Raw genomic sequence first — 14,783 nt, 5'->3', positions numbered from 1 at the left:
ATTGATATCAACGTAATTGTTCCGTTGAACATACAATGAAGTTCTGTTTGCCGTCTATTAAACAACGGGCATGCTTTGCCTATGAACGCACAACTTACCGAAATTATGCGCCTAATCACCAATCTGATTCGCACCGGCACAGTGACCGAAGTGGATCGGAAAAACTGGCTATGCCGGGTGAGGGTAGGCAAGCTTGAAACCAACTGGATTAACTGGCTGACGCTGCGCGCCGGTAGCGCCCGCACATTGGTGGTGCCCGTCACCGGATGAGCAGGTGGTGGTGCTGAGCATGGGCGGCAATCTGAAAACCGCTTTTGCATTGCCTGCCATTTACTGCAACCAATACGCGCCGCCGTCGGATTCCGTGAACGGCTGCGTGACAGAATACCAAATCACGATTTACCCCTACATCAATGAAATCAACACTTCCGGCGGGACTGTACACGACGGTGCGGCGACCCATGTTATTGACACAATGAGACTGAATCCATGAGCGCAAAATTTTATACCCTGCTGACGGAGGTCGGCGCGGCGAAACTTGCGAGCGCTACCGCGTTGGGCGTCCCGCTGAAAATTACCCAAATGGCGGTGGGAGATGGTGGAGGTGTGCTGCCGACGCCTGACGCGCAGCAGACAAAGCTGATTGCCGAGAGACGCTAGGCCGATCTCAATATGCTGTATATCGACCCGCAGAACAGCAGTCAGATTATGGCTGAGCAAGTGATCCCGGAAACCGAGGGCGGTTGGTGGATTCGCGAAGTAGGGCTGTTCGACGTTACCGGGGCGCTAATTGCCGTCGGTAACTGTCCGGAAAGTTATAAGCCGCGGCTGGCAGAGGGAAGCGGCCGTACGCAGACGGTGCGTATGGTGCTGATTACCAGCAGTACCGAGAACGTGACGTTAAAAATTGACCCGGCCGTGGTGCTGGCAACGCGAAAATATGTTGATGATAAAACGCTGGAGCTGAAAGTGTATGTTGATGACCAGATGGCAAAGCATCTGGCTGCAACCGATCCGCATTCGCAATATGCACCGAAAGAAAGCCCGGCCTTCACCGGCACGCCAAAAGCGCCGACGCCCAATGCAGGTAATAACACCACGCAACTTGCTACGACTGCGTTTGTGCAGGCGGCGCTGGTTGCACTGATTGGCGGCGCGCCCGGTACGTTGGATACGCTTAAAGAGATTGCAGCCGCGCTCAATAATGATCCGAATTTTGGCACTACCGTGAGTAATGCGCTGGCGCAGAAAGCGCCGCTGGCAAGCCCGGCGCTCACCGGAACGCCGACGGCACCCACAGCTGCGCAGTCGGCTAATAATACGCAGATTGCGACTACGGCATTTGTCAGAGCAGCTATCGCCGGGTTGGTAAATTCATCCCCGGCGGCACTTGATACGCTGAATGAACTGGCCGCCGCGCTGGGCAATGATCCGAGCTTTGCCACGACAGTGACAAATGCCCTGGCAGGGAAGCAACCCTTAAATTCCACCCTTACGGAACTCTCCGGGAAAGATGTTTCCGGGCTTCTTCACTATCTGGGGTTGGGAGAAATTGCTCAGGCGGGTATTTGTTCCGGGATAATAAGTGGTAACGGATATTTATCTATTCCTCTGTTGATAAATGGAGGGATAAAAAATGTGATAGTCCTTTGGGGGAATGTTAATAATTTTTCATCAGGCACTATCGCCCTGCTAATAACTCTTCCCAATGGTTTGCTGGCAGTAATATGTACTCCTGATGTTACTAACGCAGCGGCTCCTTTAAATGCAGCGTTTATAGGGGTGTCAGCGCTTTCGGTATCATCATTTACCTGCAATGTAACGAATGTTTCTAACGGCGTTCAGGTCACTTCTTCGCGCAACGCTCATTGGATCGGAATAGGTTATTAAAATGGCAAAATATTATTCCATTGCGAAATGCGGATTTTATGACGATGCATTTAAAAGCAGTTATGACGCGACCGATTCATGGCCGAATGATGTTATCGAAATAACTACTGAGCAGGCCGTCTATTTTTATGAAGCGATAAATAACGGATGCCGAATTTATCAGGACGGGGTGCAGCTTTTACTCTCGAAGCCCTGTTCTGATAAGTATCATTGTTGGGATACAATAAATAACGAATGGACTCTTACTGAACAAGCAGCACAACAGCGGGCAGAGGATCTCGTTAAGATAACGGAGGCTGAGAAAGAGAACCTTATTAATACTGCAATGCAGACAATCAGCCTGTTGCAACTCAAACTACAGGCCGGGTGTAAATTGTCTTCTGATGAAACCACGAAGTTAAATGCCGTACTGGATTACATTGATAAAGTAAGCGCAGTGGACACCAGTACGGCACCCGATATTACATGGCCTGTGAAGCCTCTCTCTTTTTAATTCATTCAATACCGGCTCATCGCTTTCAGTAGCGGTGAGCATTATTCATTCAGTTTTTTCCGCAGCGAAATCCGTTTTCGTCTAGCAATTCCATCTCGCAGGTAATACCGTGGAAGTCTGGACCAGCTTCAGTCATCGTAACAGGCTTAATTGGCAAATAATAATGCCTCCAGGGAAAACCTCGTGAAGCTATCTCTGCCCAACGCAGCCATAATGCGTCACCTTGTGATCCTGATTCAAAAATTCCGCCAGCGTGACGTGAATTTTCTCTGTTTTAAAGATAGTATCGATGCCAGTATCTCAATGGAACGCTTTTTCTTTCCTGTCATGGGCGCGCTGGCAGAATGGAACACTTGCTGATTATGGAACGTAACCGCGGCAGGCTTGCTGCATATGTGAACAGTGGCGCATAGGTGGGCGCTTCTCAAAACTTACGCCAGAACAATGGACGAGGGCCGGTCCGTAGAAAAATGACAGAGAGATGCGTGAGCTTTTGACGTAAGGTTTCGACGTTATACAAAAAAATTTCCGGCTTCGTTGTAAATTGAATACCAGGCTTATACCTGACCGCTAAGTTTTGGCTAAGCACAACGATTAAACATATGTTCAGGCTGACTCAGAGGTTCACAAAGCAACTTTTTATAATTAAGTTGTTCCAACGTTGTGTCGGTATTAAATCAGAATGGATAAGACGAAATGGATATATATCTGAACCAGAACAGGTTTATGAATTACTATCTGGCTATGGCGCAGATAGATGCACAATCACTGTGGAACGTCGCCTCGCAAGTTGCCGGTGCTCCTTTTAAAGATGGTCTTACCCGCATCCGGTTTCTTGATGAAATCAAAGGTTTTATCAGTAACCAGCTTAACGGTATTAAGCAGGCAAAGGATGATGAGGTATGCAAAGAATGCATCAACAATTTGAAGACTGAACGCAATAATCTACAGATCCAGGACAGGATGCTACGCACTGGCGAAGCTTATCTGACTGCTGCAGTAAAACTTTATGAAGAGAATGGTAAAATTGTCGGCTATGTCATTGGCGTGGTAGGGATCGTCGTTGGTGCAATACAGGTTGTTGGCGGTGCAACTATGGCGGTTAGTTCCGCAGGCACTGGCAACGTCCTTGGGGTCATTGCTGGAGCAACGCTCATCTTTCATGGAGCCAGCAACATAGTGGAAAATGTTGATAAGCTAAGGGGGGTGGCAAACCCAAGAAATCCTGCTCAGGATGCATATATGGGCGCTGCGGAGTTTCTGGGATTTGAGCGTAAAACAGGCATGCTGGCATATCAGGGTGTGAACCTGGTAACGTCTGTATACGGTATATTCCGCCCCATACTCAAACCGGAAAGCTGACGTCTGTATGACTGGTTGCCCACAGACTTTTATCGCAAAATTTCAACTATGACCAGTCCGGCGCTGGCTCTTGAGGTGGGTAAATCCAGGCATAAACTTTATACGATGGGCAAAACGTATAATACCGATGAAAAAGAATTTGCCCGATAGCCGAAAGGAGGGTTATCCCTCCTTGCGTAAATATTTCACTGCTTTCCATGAAATAGACAGCGGTGCCATCCCCAGTATAAAAAGACATAAAACGATAATTATTGCGAAATAAATCAGGCCATTACCATAATCTCTTGAAATAGTGGCATAGGTGGTAAAAAGCAGTAAACCAATGACAATGATCCAAGACGCATAGAAACGTCTTTTTAGCTCAATTAAAAGTGAATGTAGAGTGCGATCCTTACGCTTTGGATCCTCAAGTACTGCACGCAATGCCTCGATGTTTTTATCAGTAAATCCGTATGACCGAAGTTTCGTTTCCTGCTGCGCGTCTATCACTCTCCACTCCTGAACTGTGAATATTCCTGCCTGAATTATATAAAACAATAACAGCTATCGAAGCTTAAAAACAGTTTCACCGATCACTGAAACCACGAGTCGCTCCATTGTGTCATTGGTCAGACAAAGCCCGCCGCGTGCGCCGCGCGCATAACAACCAGAACATAAGCAAGCCCCTCTAACCCGGAGAGATTGCCTTATGGCTCAGGATTACCACCACGGTGTGCGCGTTGTTGAAGTCAATGAAGGCACCCGCTCCATTACCACGGTGAGCACTGCCATCGTAGGTATTGTCTGTACCGGCGATGATGCCGATGCGTCCGTGTTCCCTCTTAATAAGCCGGTGCTGCTGACCGATGTGCTGACCGCCAGCGGAAAAGCGGGCGAGTCCGGTACGCTGGCCCGCTCGCTGGATGCCATTGCTGACCAGGCCAAACCCGTTACCGTCGTTGTGCGCGTGGCGCAGGGCGAAACCGACGCGGAAACCACCTCGAATATCATCGGCGGCGTGACCGCTGACGGTAAAAAAACAGGTATGAAAGCGCTGCTTTCGGCGCAGTCGCAGCTCGGCATTAAGCCACGCATTCTCGGCGTGCCGGGGCATGATACCCAGGCCGTTGCTACCGAGTTGCTGAGCGTGGCGCAAAGCTTACGCGCCTTCGCTTATCTGTCCGCTTATGGCTGCAAAACGGTAGAAGAAGCGATCGCGTATCGTGCCAATTTCAGCCAGCGCGAGGGGATGCTGATCTGGCCTGATTTCATCAGCTTTGACACCGTGATGAATGCAGATACCGCCGCTTACGCAACTGCCCGTGCGCTCGGTCTGCGCGCCAAAATCGACGAGCAAACCGGCTGGCACAAAACCCTGTCTAACGTGGGCGTGAATGGCGTCACCGGTATTTCTGCCGATGTGTTCTGGGATCTGCAGGACCCGGCAACAGACGCCGTGCTATTGAACCAGAACGACGTCACCACGCTTATCCGCAAAGATGGTTATCGCTTCTGGGGTTCCCGCTGCCTGAGTGATGATCCGTTGTTTGCGTTTGAAAACTACACCCGCACCGCGCAGGTACTGGCAGACACCATTGCCGAGGCGCATATGTGGGCGGTGGATAAACCGCTTAACCCGTCTCTGGCCCGCGACATTATCGAAGGCATCCGCGCCAAACTCCGCAAGATGGTGAACGAAGGCTATCTCATCGGCGGCGACCGGGCTGGCAATGGGCGCGCCGATAGTGGCGGCGATGAAAAGCTATGCGGGCATGGCATGGAAGATGCCATGAAAGGTGTGGCGAAGCAGGTTAACGGGCTGCGTGATGATAAGGGCAACCGCACCGCGAAATTTTATGAAATGCAGGACGCCATCAAAGCTGCCAGTGAAACGCTGCCGATGCAAAACGGTGCGGTGGATTTTGCCGCGCTGGTTGAAGGCGGCGCACGTATGAATGTGGCAAACCCTAATGATAGTTGGGAGGACCAGGAGCATGATCTGCTGGCCTTTGCATCGACAGCGGCAAAAGCCTCAACAGCATTCGAACTGCCAGCGGATGAGCTTTCAGAAAGCCTGGGGAAGATTGCGCAGCTTTATAAAATTCCGACCCGTAACATTGAGCAACTCGGCGAATGCTGTCAATCAAAGGGCTGAGTCAACTCTCACCTCTCTTTAGCAAACTGGGCGGTGTCTTTGGTTCACTTGCTCTAGGCCTTCTCTTATCGGGAGAGGGTTTCAAGAAACTGTTTAACGTGTTTACGGGCGGAGAGGCAGGCGAAGCCGTTAACTGGATTAAGCGTATCCGCCAGGCGTTGAGCGGTGGCGAGAATAGTGGAGAAGAGAGCGGTAATCTTGATGCTTTCCGTGACGGCGCGCTGGATAAAATTAAAGAGCAGGCGCAGAAAACCGGCGAGGTGCTGGTCTCTTACTTCTACAATCCACGCCAGGCGATTCGCCAGCTCGGTACGTCAATTAAAGGATTTGCAGGCGCTACTTTCGCGCCGCTGGTTTCCTCGGTCCGGGGTGCTGGCGGTGTGCTGAAATGGCGGGTCATGTCACCTTTCGCATTACTCCGCTTCGCCCTTATCGGCATTGGTAGCGTGTTAGGATTCCTGCTCAGCCCGATGGGGTTAATTATCGCCGCGCTTGCGGGTGTAGCGCTGGTTGTCTGGAAACAGAGTTCTTTGCCAGCGGAACGCCCCGGCGGATTGAGTTTTTACTGGCGTTGAAACGGGTGGATGAGTCGCTGACCGAGACATTTGGCAACCTGAGCGATCAGCTCACGAATCTACGACACCGCAACGGATGCCATCGGCAAGATTAAAAGTACGGTCGGAGGATTGCTACAGTGAATAACGGTGAATCCAGCTATAGTCGTGCCAGCACAACCCCGGCTTTAAGCATTGTTATCGAAGGTAAAAACGTAACGGAAACAGTGGATAAGCGCCTGATGGGCCTGACGATGACAGATAACCGTGGCTTCGAGGCAGACCAGCTTGATCTGGAACTCGATGATGCCGATGGGCAGATCGTTCTGCCGCGCCGGGGAGCCGTTATTACGCTGGCCCTGAGCTGGAAAGGGCAGTCGCTGTTTCCGAAGGAGCAGTTTACCGTTGATGAGATAGAGCACAGCGGCTCACCTGACAGGCTGACCATTCGCGCCCGTAGTGCGGATTTTCGTGAAACCCTGAATACCCGCCGGGAAAAGTCATGGCACCAGACAACGGTCGGTGAAGTGATGAAGGAAATTGCGGCCAGGCATAAGCTGCAAATGGCGCTGGGCAAAGATTTAATTGATAAGCCGCTGGATCATCTGGACCAGACCAACGAAAGCGACACCATTTTTTTAATAAAGCTGGCCCGGCAGTATGGAGTAATTGCCTCGGTAAAAAACGGCAGGTTGCTTTTTATCCGCCAGGGGCAGGGTAAAACGGCCAGCGGCAAGGTGCTGCCGGTTATTACTGTTACCCGTCGGGGATAACCACCGCTTTAGCCTGGCAGACCGGGGAGCTTACACGGGCGTGATTGCCAGCTGGTTGCAAACGCGAGAGCCGAAGAAAAAAACGGCAACGCAGCAGCAATTAGCATACTAACCTGCCTCTGGCAGGTTTTTTTATAAAATTACTGCTGCCATTTTGCCGCCAATTGTATTTTAGATAACAAAAAAGCCACCGCTGAGGGTGGCCTAACTGACTGAATCTAAAACTAAAATTTGGTGGCCCCTGTTGGGTTTGAACCAACGACCAAGCGATTATGAGTCGCCTGCTCTAACCACTGAGCTAAGGGGCCGTGGCGGTGAATTATAGAGTAACTTATCCTCGCAATCCAGCAGGAATCGCCCGGCTGATGTTTTTATAAACAGCGCATTTTCAATCTCTTATACTTAAGTTGATCGTTTCTAATCGGGAGTTAAGTATGATCCACGATATTCTGGCGCCGGGACTGCGCGTCGTGTTTTGTGGCATTAATCCGGGGAAGTCCTCAGCACACACGGGTTTTCATTTTGCGCATCCAGGGAATCGCTTCTGGAAAGTGATTCACCAGGCCGGTTTTACCGACCAACAGTTGCGCCCTGAAGATGAGCACCATCTGCTGGATACGCGCTGCGGCATCACCATGCTGGTTCAGCGTCCGACCGTGCAGGCGACTGAAGTGGGGCTACATGAACTGCGTAGCGGCGGCAGGGAGCTGGTGCATAAAATAGAGGAGTATCAGCCTGCCGCGCTGGCGGTACTTGGCAAACAGGCTTTTGAGCAGGCCTTTAGTGTACGCGGTGCAAAGTGGGGCAAGCAGGAGATGACCATCGGTGTGACGCAAATATGGGTGCTGCCAAATCCCAGCGGTCTGAACCGCGCTTCGCTGGAGAAACTGGTTGAAGCCTACCGCGAGCTGGATGAGGCGCTGGCATCGCGCGGATTGTAAATAACAGGCAAAAAAAAAGCTCCCGTTCGGGAGCTTTTTTGCCTGGCGTGACGATTAATCGTCGAGGAAGCTACGCAGCACTTCAGAGCGGCTCGGGTGGCGCAGTTTGCGCAGCGCCTTCGCTTCGATCTGACGGATACGTTCGCGGGTAACGTCGAACTGTTTACCCACCTCTTCCAGCGTATGGTCGGTATTCATGTCGATACCGAAACGCATACGCAGCACCTTCGCTTCACGGGCGGTAAGGCCAGCCAGCACATCGTGCGTGGCAGCGCGCAGGCTCTCGGTGGTCGCCGAGTCCAGCGGCAGCTCGAGGGTGGTATCCTCGATAAAATCACCCAGATGCGAATCTTCATCATCGCCAATCGGCGTTTCCATGGAGATTGGCTCTTTAGCAATTTTCAGTACTTTGCGGATCTTATCTTCCGGCATCAGCATACGCTCAGCCAGCTCTTCCGGTGTCGGCTCGCGGCCCATCTCCTGCAGCATCTGGCGAGAGATACGGTTGAGCTTGTTGATCGTCTCAATCATATGCACCGGAATACGGATCGTACGCGCCTGATCCGCGATAGAGCGGGTGATCGCCTGACGGATCCACCAGGTTGCGTAGGTGGAGAACTTATAACCACGGCGATACTCGAACTTATCAACCGCTTTCATCAGGCCGATGTTCCCTTCCTGAATCAGATCGAGGAACTGCAGACCGCGGTTGGTATATTTCTTGGCGATAGAGATAACCAGACGCAAGTTTGCTTCTACCATCTCTTTCTTCGCACGACGCGCTTTCGCTTCGCCGATAGACATACGACGGTTGATATCTTTAACCTGCTCAATCGTCAGGCCGGTCTCTTCTTCAATCTGCTGCAGCTTCATCAGGCCGCGTTGCACTTCTTCAGTCACATCTTTCAGCTTCTCAGACCACGGTTTGTTCATGGCCAGCGCGGCGTTGAACCAGGTTTCGCTGGTTTCATTGCCGGTGAAGAGGGTGATGAAGTTTTTCTTCGGCATTTTGCACTGTTCAACGCACAGCTTCATGATGATGCGTTCCTGGGTACGTACGCGATCCATCATCACGCGCATGCTGTTGACCAGGTAGTCGAACTGTTTTGGCACCAGACGGAACTGTTTGAAGACTTCAGACAGCTTGAGGATCTCTTCCTGTGCGGCAGCGTGGCTGCGTCCTTTTGCTTTGATCGTATCGCGAGTCAGCTCGTATTGCGTGCGCAGCTCAGCGAATTTCTCACGCGCCAGCTCAGGATCGATGCTGTTGTCATCGTCGCTGTCGTCATCGTCGTCTTCTTCTTCATCTTCATCATCGTCCATCTCTTCGCTGGAGAGCTCAGAGCCGACGTGGGTCGCCGTTGGCGCCATATCTTCTTCGGCGTTAGGATCGACGAAACCGGTGATCAGATCGGAGAGACGAGCCTGCTCTGCTTCAACACGGTCGTATTGCTCCAGCAGGTAGGTAATGGCTTCCGGATACTCGGCAACGGAGCACTGAACCTGGTTGATCCCGTCTTCAATACGTTTGGCGATGTCAATTTCGCCTTCACGGGTCAGCAGTTCAACGGTGCCCATTTCGCGCATGTACATGCGCACCGGGTCGGTAGTTCGTCCGATTTCAGACTCTACGCTGGACAGAACCTGTGCAGCGGCTTCTTCAGCATCTTCGTCTGTGTTGTTGGAGTTTTCAGCCAGCAACAGATCATCAGCATCCGGCGCTTCTTCCATCACCTGGATGCCCATGTCGTTGATCATTTGGATGATGTCTTCGATCTGATCGGAGTCGACGATATCTTCCGGCAGATGGTCATTGACCTCGGCATAGGTCAGATAGCCTTGCTCCTTACCACGGGTAACAAGAAGCTTCAGCTGTGACTGCGGGTTTTGCTCCATAAGACGGTATCCACACTTAAATTCATGAGGTTGGTGTCGGTTAGCGAAATAAACCGCCAACATTTTACGCGAGGGTGTATTTATATTTTTGCCGCTGGCCCTCGTCGCGGCTGTCGGGATCAACCCGAACGATTATCGGCACTTAAGCCGTTGAATTTATTTTTTAGCCAGCTCCTGGTTCAACTGCCAGAGCTCCCGGCGTTCTTCGCTGCTTAGACCGTGCGTGCGATCGCGAGCTATCAACTCTTCTTGTCGCCGTTCAAGCATCGAATCAAACATATGATTGAGCGCGTCGGTAAAGGTTTTTTCAGCGATGTCCTTATCTGCTATATCGTCCCACATTGACAGTTTTTCAAGGGTTGCGGCCTCATTCGTGCCGCGATAATGTTCCAATAACTGCCCAGTTGTCAGACCAGGTTGAGACAAACAAGTGTTGACCAGTTCTGCAAATAAGCCAAGTCCGGGCAGCCTGGATTGATCGAGACCAGCCAGCGAAGGCACTTTTGGTGCAAGCTCCGGATTCTGGATCAACAACCCTATCAGTATACGCATGGTGGTGCGTTTTAGCTGAGGGGCAGGGCGCGCCGCCACGCTCTCTACCTGTTTTGGCATTAGTCGATCGAGCTGTGCATCGTCGAAAATGCCAATCTTGTTGCCCAGCATCTGGCGTAACTGAATGCGCAGCGTCTCGCCCGGCACCTGGTTGATTAGCGGCAACGCCAGCGCGGCAAGCTGCGTTGTTCCATCCGGCGTGGTCAAATCCGCTTTTGGCAACAGGCTGTTAAACAGAAACGTGGAGAGAGGCTGAGCCTGCTCCATCCGCGCTTCGAACGCCTCTTTGCCCTCTTTACGCACCAGCGTATCCGGATCTTCGCCATCCGGCAGAAACATAAAACGCAGCTGCCGACCGTCGCTCATATAGGGCAGCGCGGTTTCCAGCGCCCGCCATGCGGCTTCGCGACCAGCGCGGTCGCCGTCGTAACAGCAGATGACATTCTTGGTCACCCGAAACAACAACTGGATATGATCCGCCGTCGTGGAGGTACCAAGCGAGGCAACGGCATAGTTAATGCCATATTGCGCCAGCGCCACCACGTCCATGTAACCTTCGACCACTAACAGCCGCTGCGGTTCATCCTTATCCTGCTGCGCTTCATAAAGGCCATACAGCTGTCGACCCTTGTGAAAAATGTCCGTTTCCGGGGAGTTCAGGTATTTGGGCGTATCGTTGCCCAGCACGCGTCCACCAAAACCAATCACCCGGCCGCGCTTGTCGCGAATTGGAAACATCACCCGCTCGCGGAAGCGATCGTAACTGCGTCCTTGATCGTTTGTGACCAGCATGCCTGCATCGATCAGCGATTTGCGGTTTTCGCTGTTGTTGCCGAAACGTTTTAATACGTTGTCCCAACCGGGCGGCGCGTAACCAATAGCGAATCGCGTAATGACTTCACTGCTCAAACCACGCCTGGAGAGATACTGACGCGCAGGCTCTGCGGCGGATTGGGTCAGCGACTGCTGATAAAAAGCATTCAGCCCGTCCATCAATTGATAGAGTGTCTGCCGTTGATGGCGCTCTATCAGGCTCGGTCCGCTTCCTGCTTCGAACGGCACTTCGAGGTTGTGCATCGCCGCCAACTCTTCGACGCTTTCGACGAACTCGAGCTTGTCGTAGTTCATTAAAAAGTCGAGGGCATTACCGTGCGCGCCACAACCAAAGCAGTGGTAAAACTGTTTTTCACCGTTAACGGTGAAAGAGGGGGTTTTCTCGTTATGGAATGGACAGCACGCGTGGTAATTCTTGCCCTGCTTTTTTAGCTTTACCCGCGCATCGATAAGATCGACGATGTCGGTACGCGCCAGCAGGTCATTAATAAAAACACGTGGGATTCGTCCAGCCATAGGCCCCGTTTTGATCTTATATAATCTTCGTTATGCTCTTCAGTAGTAACCTACTGAAAAGGCAAAAATTATATCAGGTTATAAACGAAAATAAGCCGCGCATTCCTTTCGGAAGCACGGCCTTACAACTACAACTCGGTCTAACACAGAGGGCGCTCGCCCTCAGTAATTAGTACAGACGAGTACGGCGTGCGTTTTCGCGAGCCAGTTTCTTCGCGTGACGTTTCACAGCGGATGCTTTAGCGCGTTTACGTTCGGTAGTCGGTTTTTCATAGAACTCACGACGACGAACTTCCGCCAGAACACCTGCTTTTTCGCAGGAACGCTTGAAGCGACGCAGAGCTACGTCGAACGGCTCGTTTTCACGTACTTTAATTACCGGCATGTGCCTCTCACCTTTGATTAAATCGGTTTGCCGCTGGCGTTCACGCCAGCTTATTTCAAAATGGTGCGGAATTTTACTGCAACTGGTGCTGCTTTGTAAAGCACCGCCGCCCTTTTTGAAAGGGGACTTTTGTAAGGGTGAGGAGTATACACGAACTCAGCTGCACAAGTGAGCAAAGTTTTACATCGCCCGGCATTCGCCCTACACTGCGCGCTATTGCAAAGAGGTAAACAGAGCCATGCGCGTACTGGGTATTGAAACATCCTGCGATGAAACCGGCATCGCTATCTATGATGACCAGAAGGGTCTTCTCGCTAACCAACTCTACAGTCAGGTAAAACTGCACGCCGATTACGGCGGCGTGGTGCCGGAGCTCGCCTCCCGCGACCACGTACGCAAAACCGTGCCGCTGATTCAGGCCGCAATAAAAGAGGCCGGATTAACCGCCAAAGAGATCGATGCGGTGGCGTATACCGCAGGTCCAGGTCTTGTCGGCGCGCTGCTGGTCGGTGCAACCATTGGTCGTTCGCTGGCTTTCGCCTGGGATGTTCCGGCGATTGCCGTACACCATATGGAAGGGCACCTGCTGGCACCGATGCTGGAAGAGAATCCACCAGAGTTTCCGTTTGTCGCGCTGCTGGTTTCCGGTGGTCATACGCAGCTTATCAGCGTGACCGGTATCGGTCATTACGAGCTGCTTGGCGAGTCGATTGATGACGCGGCTGGCGAAGCTTTCGACAAAACGGCCAAACTGCTGGGCCTTGATTACCCGGGCGGGCCGATGCTGTCGAAGATGGCTTCACAAGGAACCGAAGGGCGCTTTGTCTTCCCGCGTCCAATGACCGACCGGCCAGGGCTCGATTTCAGCTTCTCCGGCCTGAAGACGTTTGCCGCCAATACCATTCGTAACAGCGGCAATGACGACCAGACCCGGGCAGATATCGCGCGCGCCTTTGAGGATGCGGTGGTCGATACGCTGATGATCAAGTGCAAGCGCGCGCTGGATCAAACCGGGTTTTCCCGTCTGGTGATGGCGGGCGGCGTCAGTGCTAACCGAACGCTGCGTGCGAAACTGGGCCAAATGATGGAAAAACGTCGCGGTGAAGTGTTCTATGCGCGCCCTGAGTTCTGTACCGATAACGGAGCGATGATTGCCTATGCGGGTATGGTGCGCCTGAAAGCAGGTAATGATGTTGGGCTTGGCGTAACGGTGCGTCCGCGCTGGCCGCTGGCGGAACTTCCCGCCGCATAAATGATTATTGCCCGGTATTTTCACGCGCCGGGCAAATTTACACTTTATCCTGCCGCTTCTTCCTTTTCAGCTTCGTCCAGATTTTGCTCTCCTGATGCCGCCATAAACGCTGAATATTGTCATGATGACGCAGCAGGATCAGGCATGAGAGCATCGCCACCGGAAAGGTGAACTGCGGTTTAAACCACCAGACATAGAATGGCGCAATCAGCGCGCTGACAATCGCGCCCAGCGACGAGTAGCCGCTTAACAGCACCGTCAGCAGCCAGGTGCCTGCCATCACGCCCGTTAAATCCCAGCCGATGGGGGCAATCGCGCCAAATGCGGTGGCCACGCCTTTACCGCCCCTAAATTTAAAGAAAACCGGCCAGATATGGCCCAGGCAGGCGGCGATAGCAATAAGGCCCAGCCAGAAAGGCGTTACGCCGAGCGCATAAGCGCCCCAGACCGGCAGCATCCCTTTTAAGACATCAAATATCAGTACCGCTGCGGCTGCGCCCTTGCCGCCAACACGTAATACGTTGGTGGCTCCGGGGTTACCGGAGCCACTCTCTCGCGGGTCAGGGAAACCAGCAAGGCGGCAGACCAGGATGGCGCTGGAGATTGAGCCACAAAGGTACGCAAGGAAGATCATCCCAGGCGCGATTGCACTCATAACGCTGTTCCGTTTTGAAAATGTCGTTTTATTCTCTGCATCCATGGATAATACGCATAAATTTCGGAAAGTGGTATCCGGGTTTTGTGCAAAACCTAGCGGATAACCACTCATTCAGCGGTCTGGCGGCGATGGCTCAGGCACAATCAGCAGGCGGGGTAAGATGGATATTGTATTTATCGAACAGCTTTCAGTAATCACCACAATTGGTGTTTACGACTGGGAACAGACCATTGAGCAGCAATTAGTGTTCGATATCGAAATGGCCTGGGATAATCGTCAGGCGGCAAAAAGCGATGATGTGCAGGACTGCCTCAGTTATGCGGATATCGCCGATACCGTCGTCGGGCATGTTGAAGGCGCGCGTTTTGCGCTGGTAGAACGCGTCGCGGAAGAGGTGGCAGAGCTGTTGCTGGCCCGCTTTAACTCCCCCTGGGTGCGCATCAAACTGAGTAAACCAGGCGCGGTGGCCCGGGCAAAAAATGTGGGTGTAATTATCGAGCGTGGCCTAAATCCGAAAAAAAGTTTTTAAATTCATCACCGTTA

At 52.2% G+C, this 14,783-nt stretch carries 11 protein-coding genes, 1 tRNA gene and 7 pseudogenes; 13 read left to right on the top strand and 6 right to left on the bottom strand.

Annotation, left to right across the window (positions count from 1 at the left end; all coding sequences use genetic code 11):
- Positions 1–81: 81 nt before the first annotated feature.
- From HF650_RS20735 to HF650_RS20710, 6 genes and pseudogenes are all read left to right on the top strand, one after another.
- A pseudogene (locus tag HF650_RS20735) lies at positions 82–388 on the top strand (phage baseplate assembly protein V); the annotation flags it as partial.
- A pseudogene (locus tag HF650_RS25475) lies at positions 389–493 on the top strand (phage tail protein I); the annotation flags it as partial. It abuts the pseudogene before it with no gap.
- Positions 490–1,260, top strand: a pseudogene (locus tag HF650_RS25415) (phage tail protein); the annotation flags it as partial. The pseudogenes HF650_RS25475 and HF650_RS25415, both read left to right, overlap by 4 nt.
- A 631-nt stretch (positions 1,261–1,891) precedes the next feature.
- Entirely contained in the window at positions 1,892–2,383 is a 492-nt protein-coding gene (locus tag HF650_RS20720; protein WP_187800184.1) for a tail fiber assembly protein, read from the top strand.
- A 183-nt stretch (positions 2,384–2,566) separates the two neighbouring features.
- Positions 2,567–2,743, top strand: a complete 177-nt coding sequence (locus tag HF650_RS25585) for a recombinase family protein (RefSeq protein WP_187800183.1) — start codon at positions 2,567–2,569, stop codon at positions 2,741–2,743.
- A gap of 366 nt (positions 2,744–3,109) precedes the next feature.
- Positions 3,110–3,745: a DUF4225 domain-containing protein gene (locus HF650_RS20710; protein ID WP_187800182.1), complete on the top strand. Its 636-nt coding sequence runs from the start codon at positions 3,110–3,112 to the stop codon at positions 3,743–3,745.
- A 162-nt stretch (positions 3,746–3,907) separates the two neighbouring features.
- On the opposite strand, the gene HF650_RS20705 is transcribed toward HF650_RS20710, so the two are convergent.
- Positions 3,908–4,234, bottom strand: a complete 327-nt coding sequence (locus HF650_RS20705) for a hypothetical protein (RefSeq protein ID WP_187800181.1) — start codon at positions 4,232–4,234, stop codon at positions 3,908–3,910.
- A gap of 199 nt (positions 4,235–4,433) precedes the next feature.
- On the opposite strand from HF650_RS20705, the pseudogene HF650_RS20700 reads away from it, so the two are divergent.
- From HF650_RS20700 to HF650_RS20685, 4 pseudogenes are all read left to right on the top strand, one after another.
- Positions 4,434–5,444, top strand: a pseudogene (locus HF650_RS20700) (phage tail sheath protein); the annotation flags it as partial.
- Positions 5,431–6,400, top strand: a pseudogene (locus HF650_RS25405) (phage tail tape measure protein); the annotation flags it as partial. The pseudogenes HF650_RS20700 and HF650_RS25405, both read left to right, overlap by 14 nt.
- Positions 6,397–6,577, top strand: a pseudogene (locus tag HF650_RS25400) (phage tail protein); the annotation flags it as partial. The pseudogenes HF650_RS25405 and HF650_RS25400, both read left to right, overlap by 4 nt.
- A pseudogene (locus tag HF650_RS20685) lies at positions 6,574–7,288 on the top strand (contractile injection system protein, VgrG/Pvc8 family); the annotation flags it as partial. The pseudogenes HF650_RS25400 and HF650_RS20685, both read left to right, overlap by 4 nt.
- Positions 7,289–7,438: 150 nt before the next feature.
- Here HF650_RS20685 and HF650_RS20680 read toward each other — a convergent pair.
- A tRNA-Ile gene (locus tag HF650_RS20680) sits at positions 7,439–7,514 on the bottom strand.
- Between the two features lie 126 nt (positions 7,515–7,640).
- Here HF650_RS20680 and mug point away from each other — a divergent pair.
- Positions 7,641–8,147, top strand: a complete 507-nt coding sequence (gene mug, locus HF650_RS20675) for a G/U mismatch-specific DNA glycosylase (RefSeq protein WP_124967227.1) — start codon at positions 7,641–7,643, stop codon at positions 8,145–8,147.
- Positions 8,148–8,201: 54 nt separating this feature from the next.
- Here the strand turns inward: mug and rpoD are convergent, their stop codons facing one another.
- From rpoD to rpsU, 3 genes are all read right to left on the bottom strand, one after another.
- Entirely contained in the window at positions 8,202–10,043 is a 1,842-nt protein-coding gene (rpoD, locus tag HF650_RS20670) for an RNA polymerase sigma factor RpoD (RefSeq protein WP_187800179.1), read from the bottom strand.
- A 156-nt stretch (positions 10,044–10,199) separates the two neighbouring features.
- Positions 10,200–11,945: a DNA primase gene (gene dnaG / locus HF650_RS20665; RefSeq protein WP_187800178.1), complete on the bottom strand. Its 1,746-nt coding sequence runs from the start codon at positions 11,943–11,945 to the stop codon at positions 10,200–10,202.
- 169 nt (positions 11,946–12,114) lie between these two features.
- On the bottom strand, positions 12,115–12,330 hold the full coding sequence (gene rpsU, locus HF650_RS20660; protein WP_001144069.1) for a 30S ribosomal protein S21: 216 nt from the start codon (positions 12,328–12,330) through the stop codon (positions 12,115–12,117).
- 238 nt (positions 12,331–12,568) lie between these two features.
- Here rpsU and tsaD point away from each other — a divergent pair, with 238 nt between their 5' ends.
- On the top strand, positions 12,569–13,582 hold the full coding sequence (tsaD, locus tag HF650_RS20655) for a tRNA (adenosine(37)-N6)-threonylcarbamoyltransferase complex transferase subunit TsaD (protein WP_187800177.1): 1,014 nt from the start codon (positions 12,569–12,571) through the stop codon (positions 13,580–13,582).
- A gap of 37 nt (positions 13,583–13,619) precedes the next feature.
- On the opposite strand, the gene plsY is transcribed toward tsaD, so the two are convergent.
- Complete coding sequence (gene plsY, locus HF650_RS20650; RefSeq protein WP_187800176.1) at positions 13,620–14,237, bottom strand: glycerol-3-phosphate 1-O-acyltransferase PlsY; 618 nt, start codon at positions 14,235–14,237, stop codon at positions 13,620–13,622.
- A 163-nt stretch (positions 14,238–14,400) separates the two neighbouring features.
- Between plsY and folB the strand changes: the two genes are divergently transcribed.
- Complete coding sequence (folB, locus tag HF650_RS20645) at positions 14,401–14,769, top strand: bifunctional dihydroneopterin aldolase/7,8-dihydroneopterin epimerase (RefSeq protein ID WP_187800175.1); 369 nt, start codon at positions 14,401–14,403, stop codon at positions 14,767–14,769.
- The last annotated feature ends 14 nt before the right edge of the window (positions 14,770–14,783 follow it).

It is taken from the genome of Kosakonia sp. SMBL-WEM22, from assembly GCF_014490785.1.
In the GTDB taxonomy this organism is placed as follows: Bacteria; Pseudomonadota; Gammaproteobacteria; order Enterobacterales; family Enterobacteriaceae; genus Kosakonia.
Note: the sequence above shows the minus strand (reverse complement) of the source record. Positions and strands in the feature narration are given on the sequence as shown.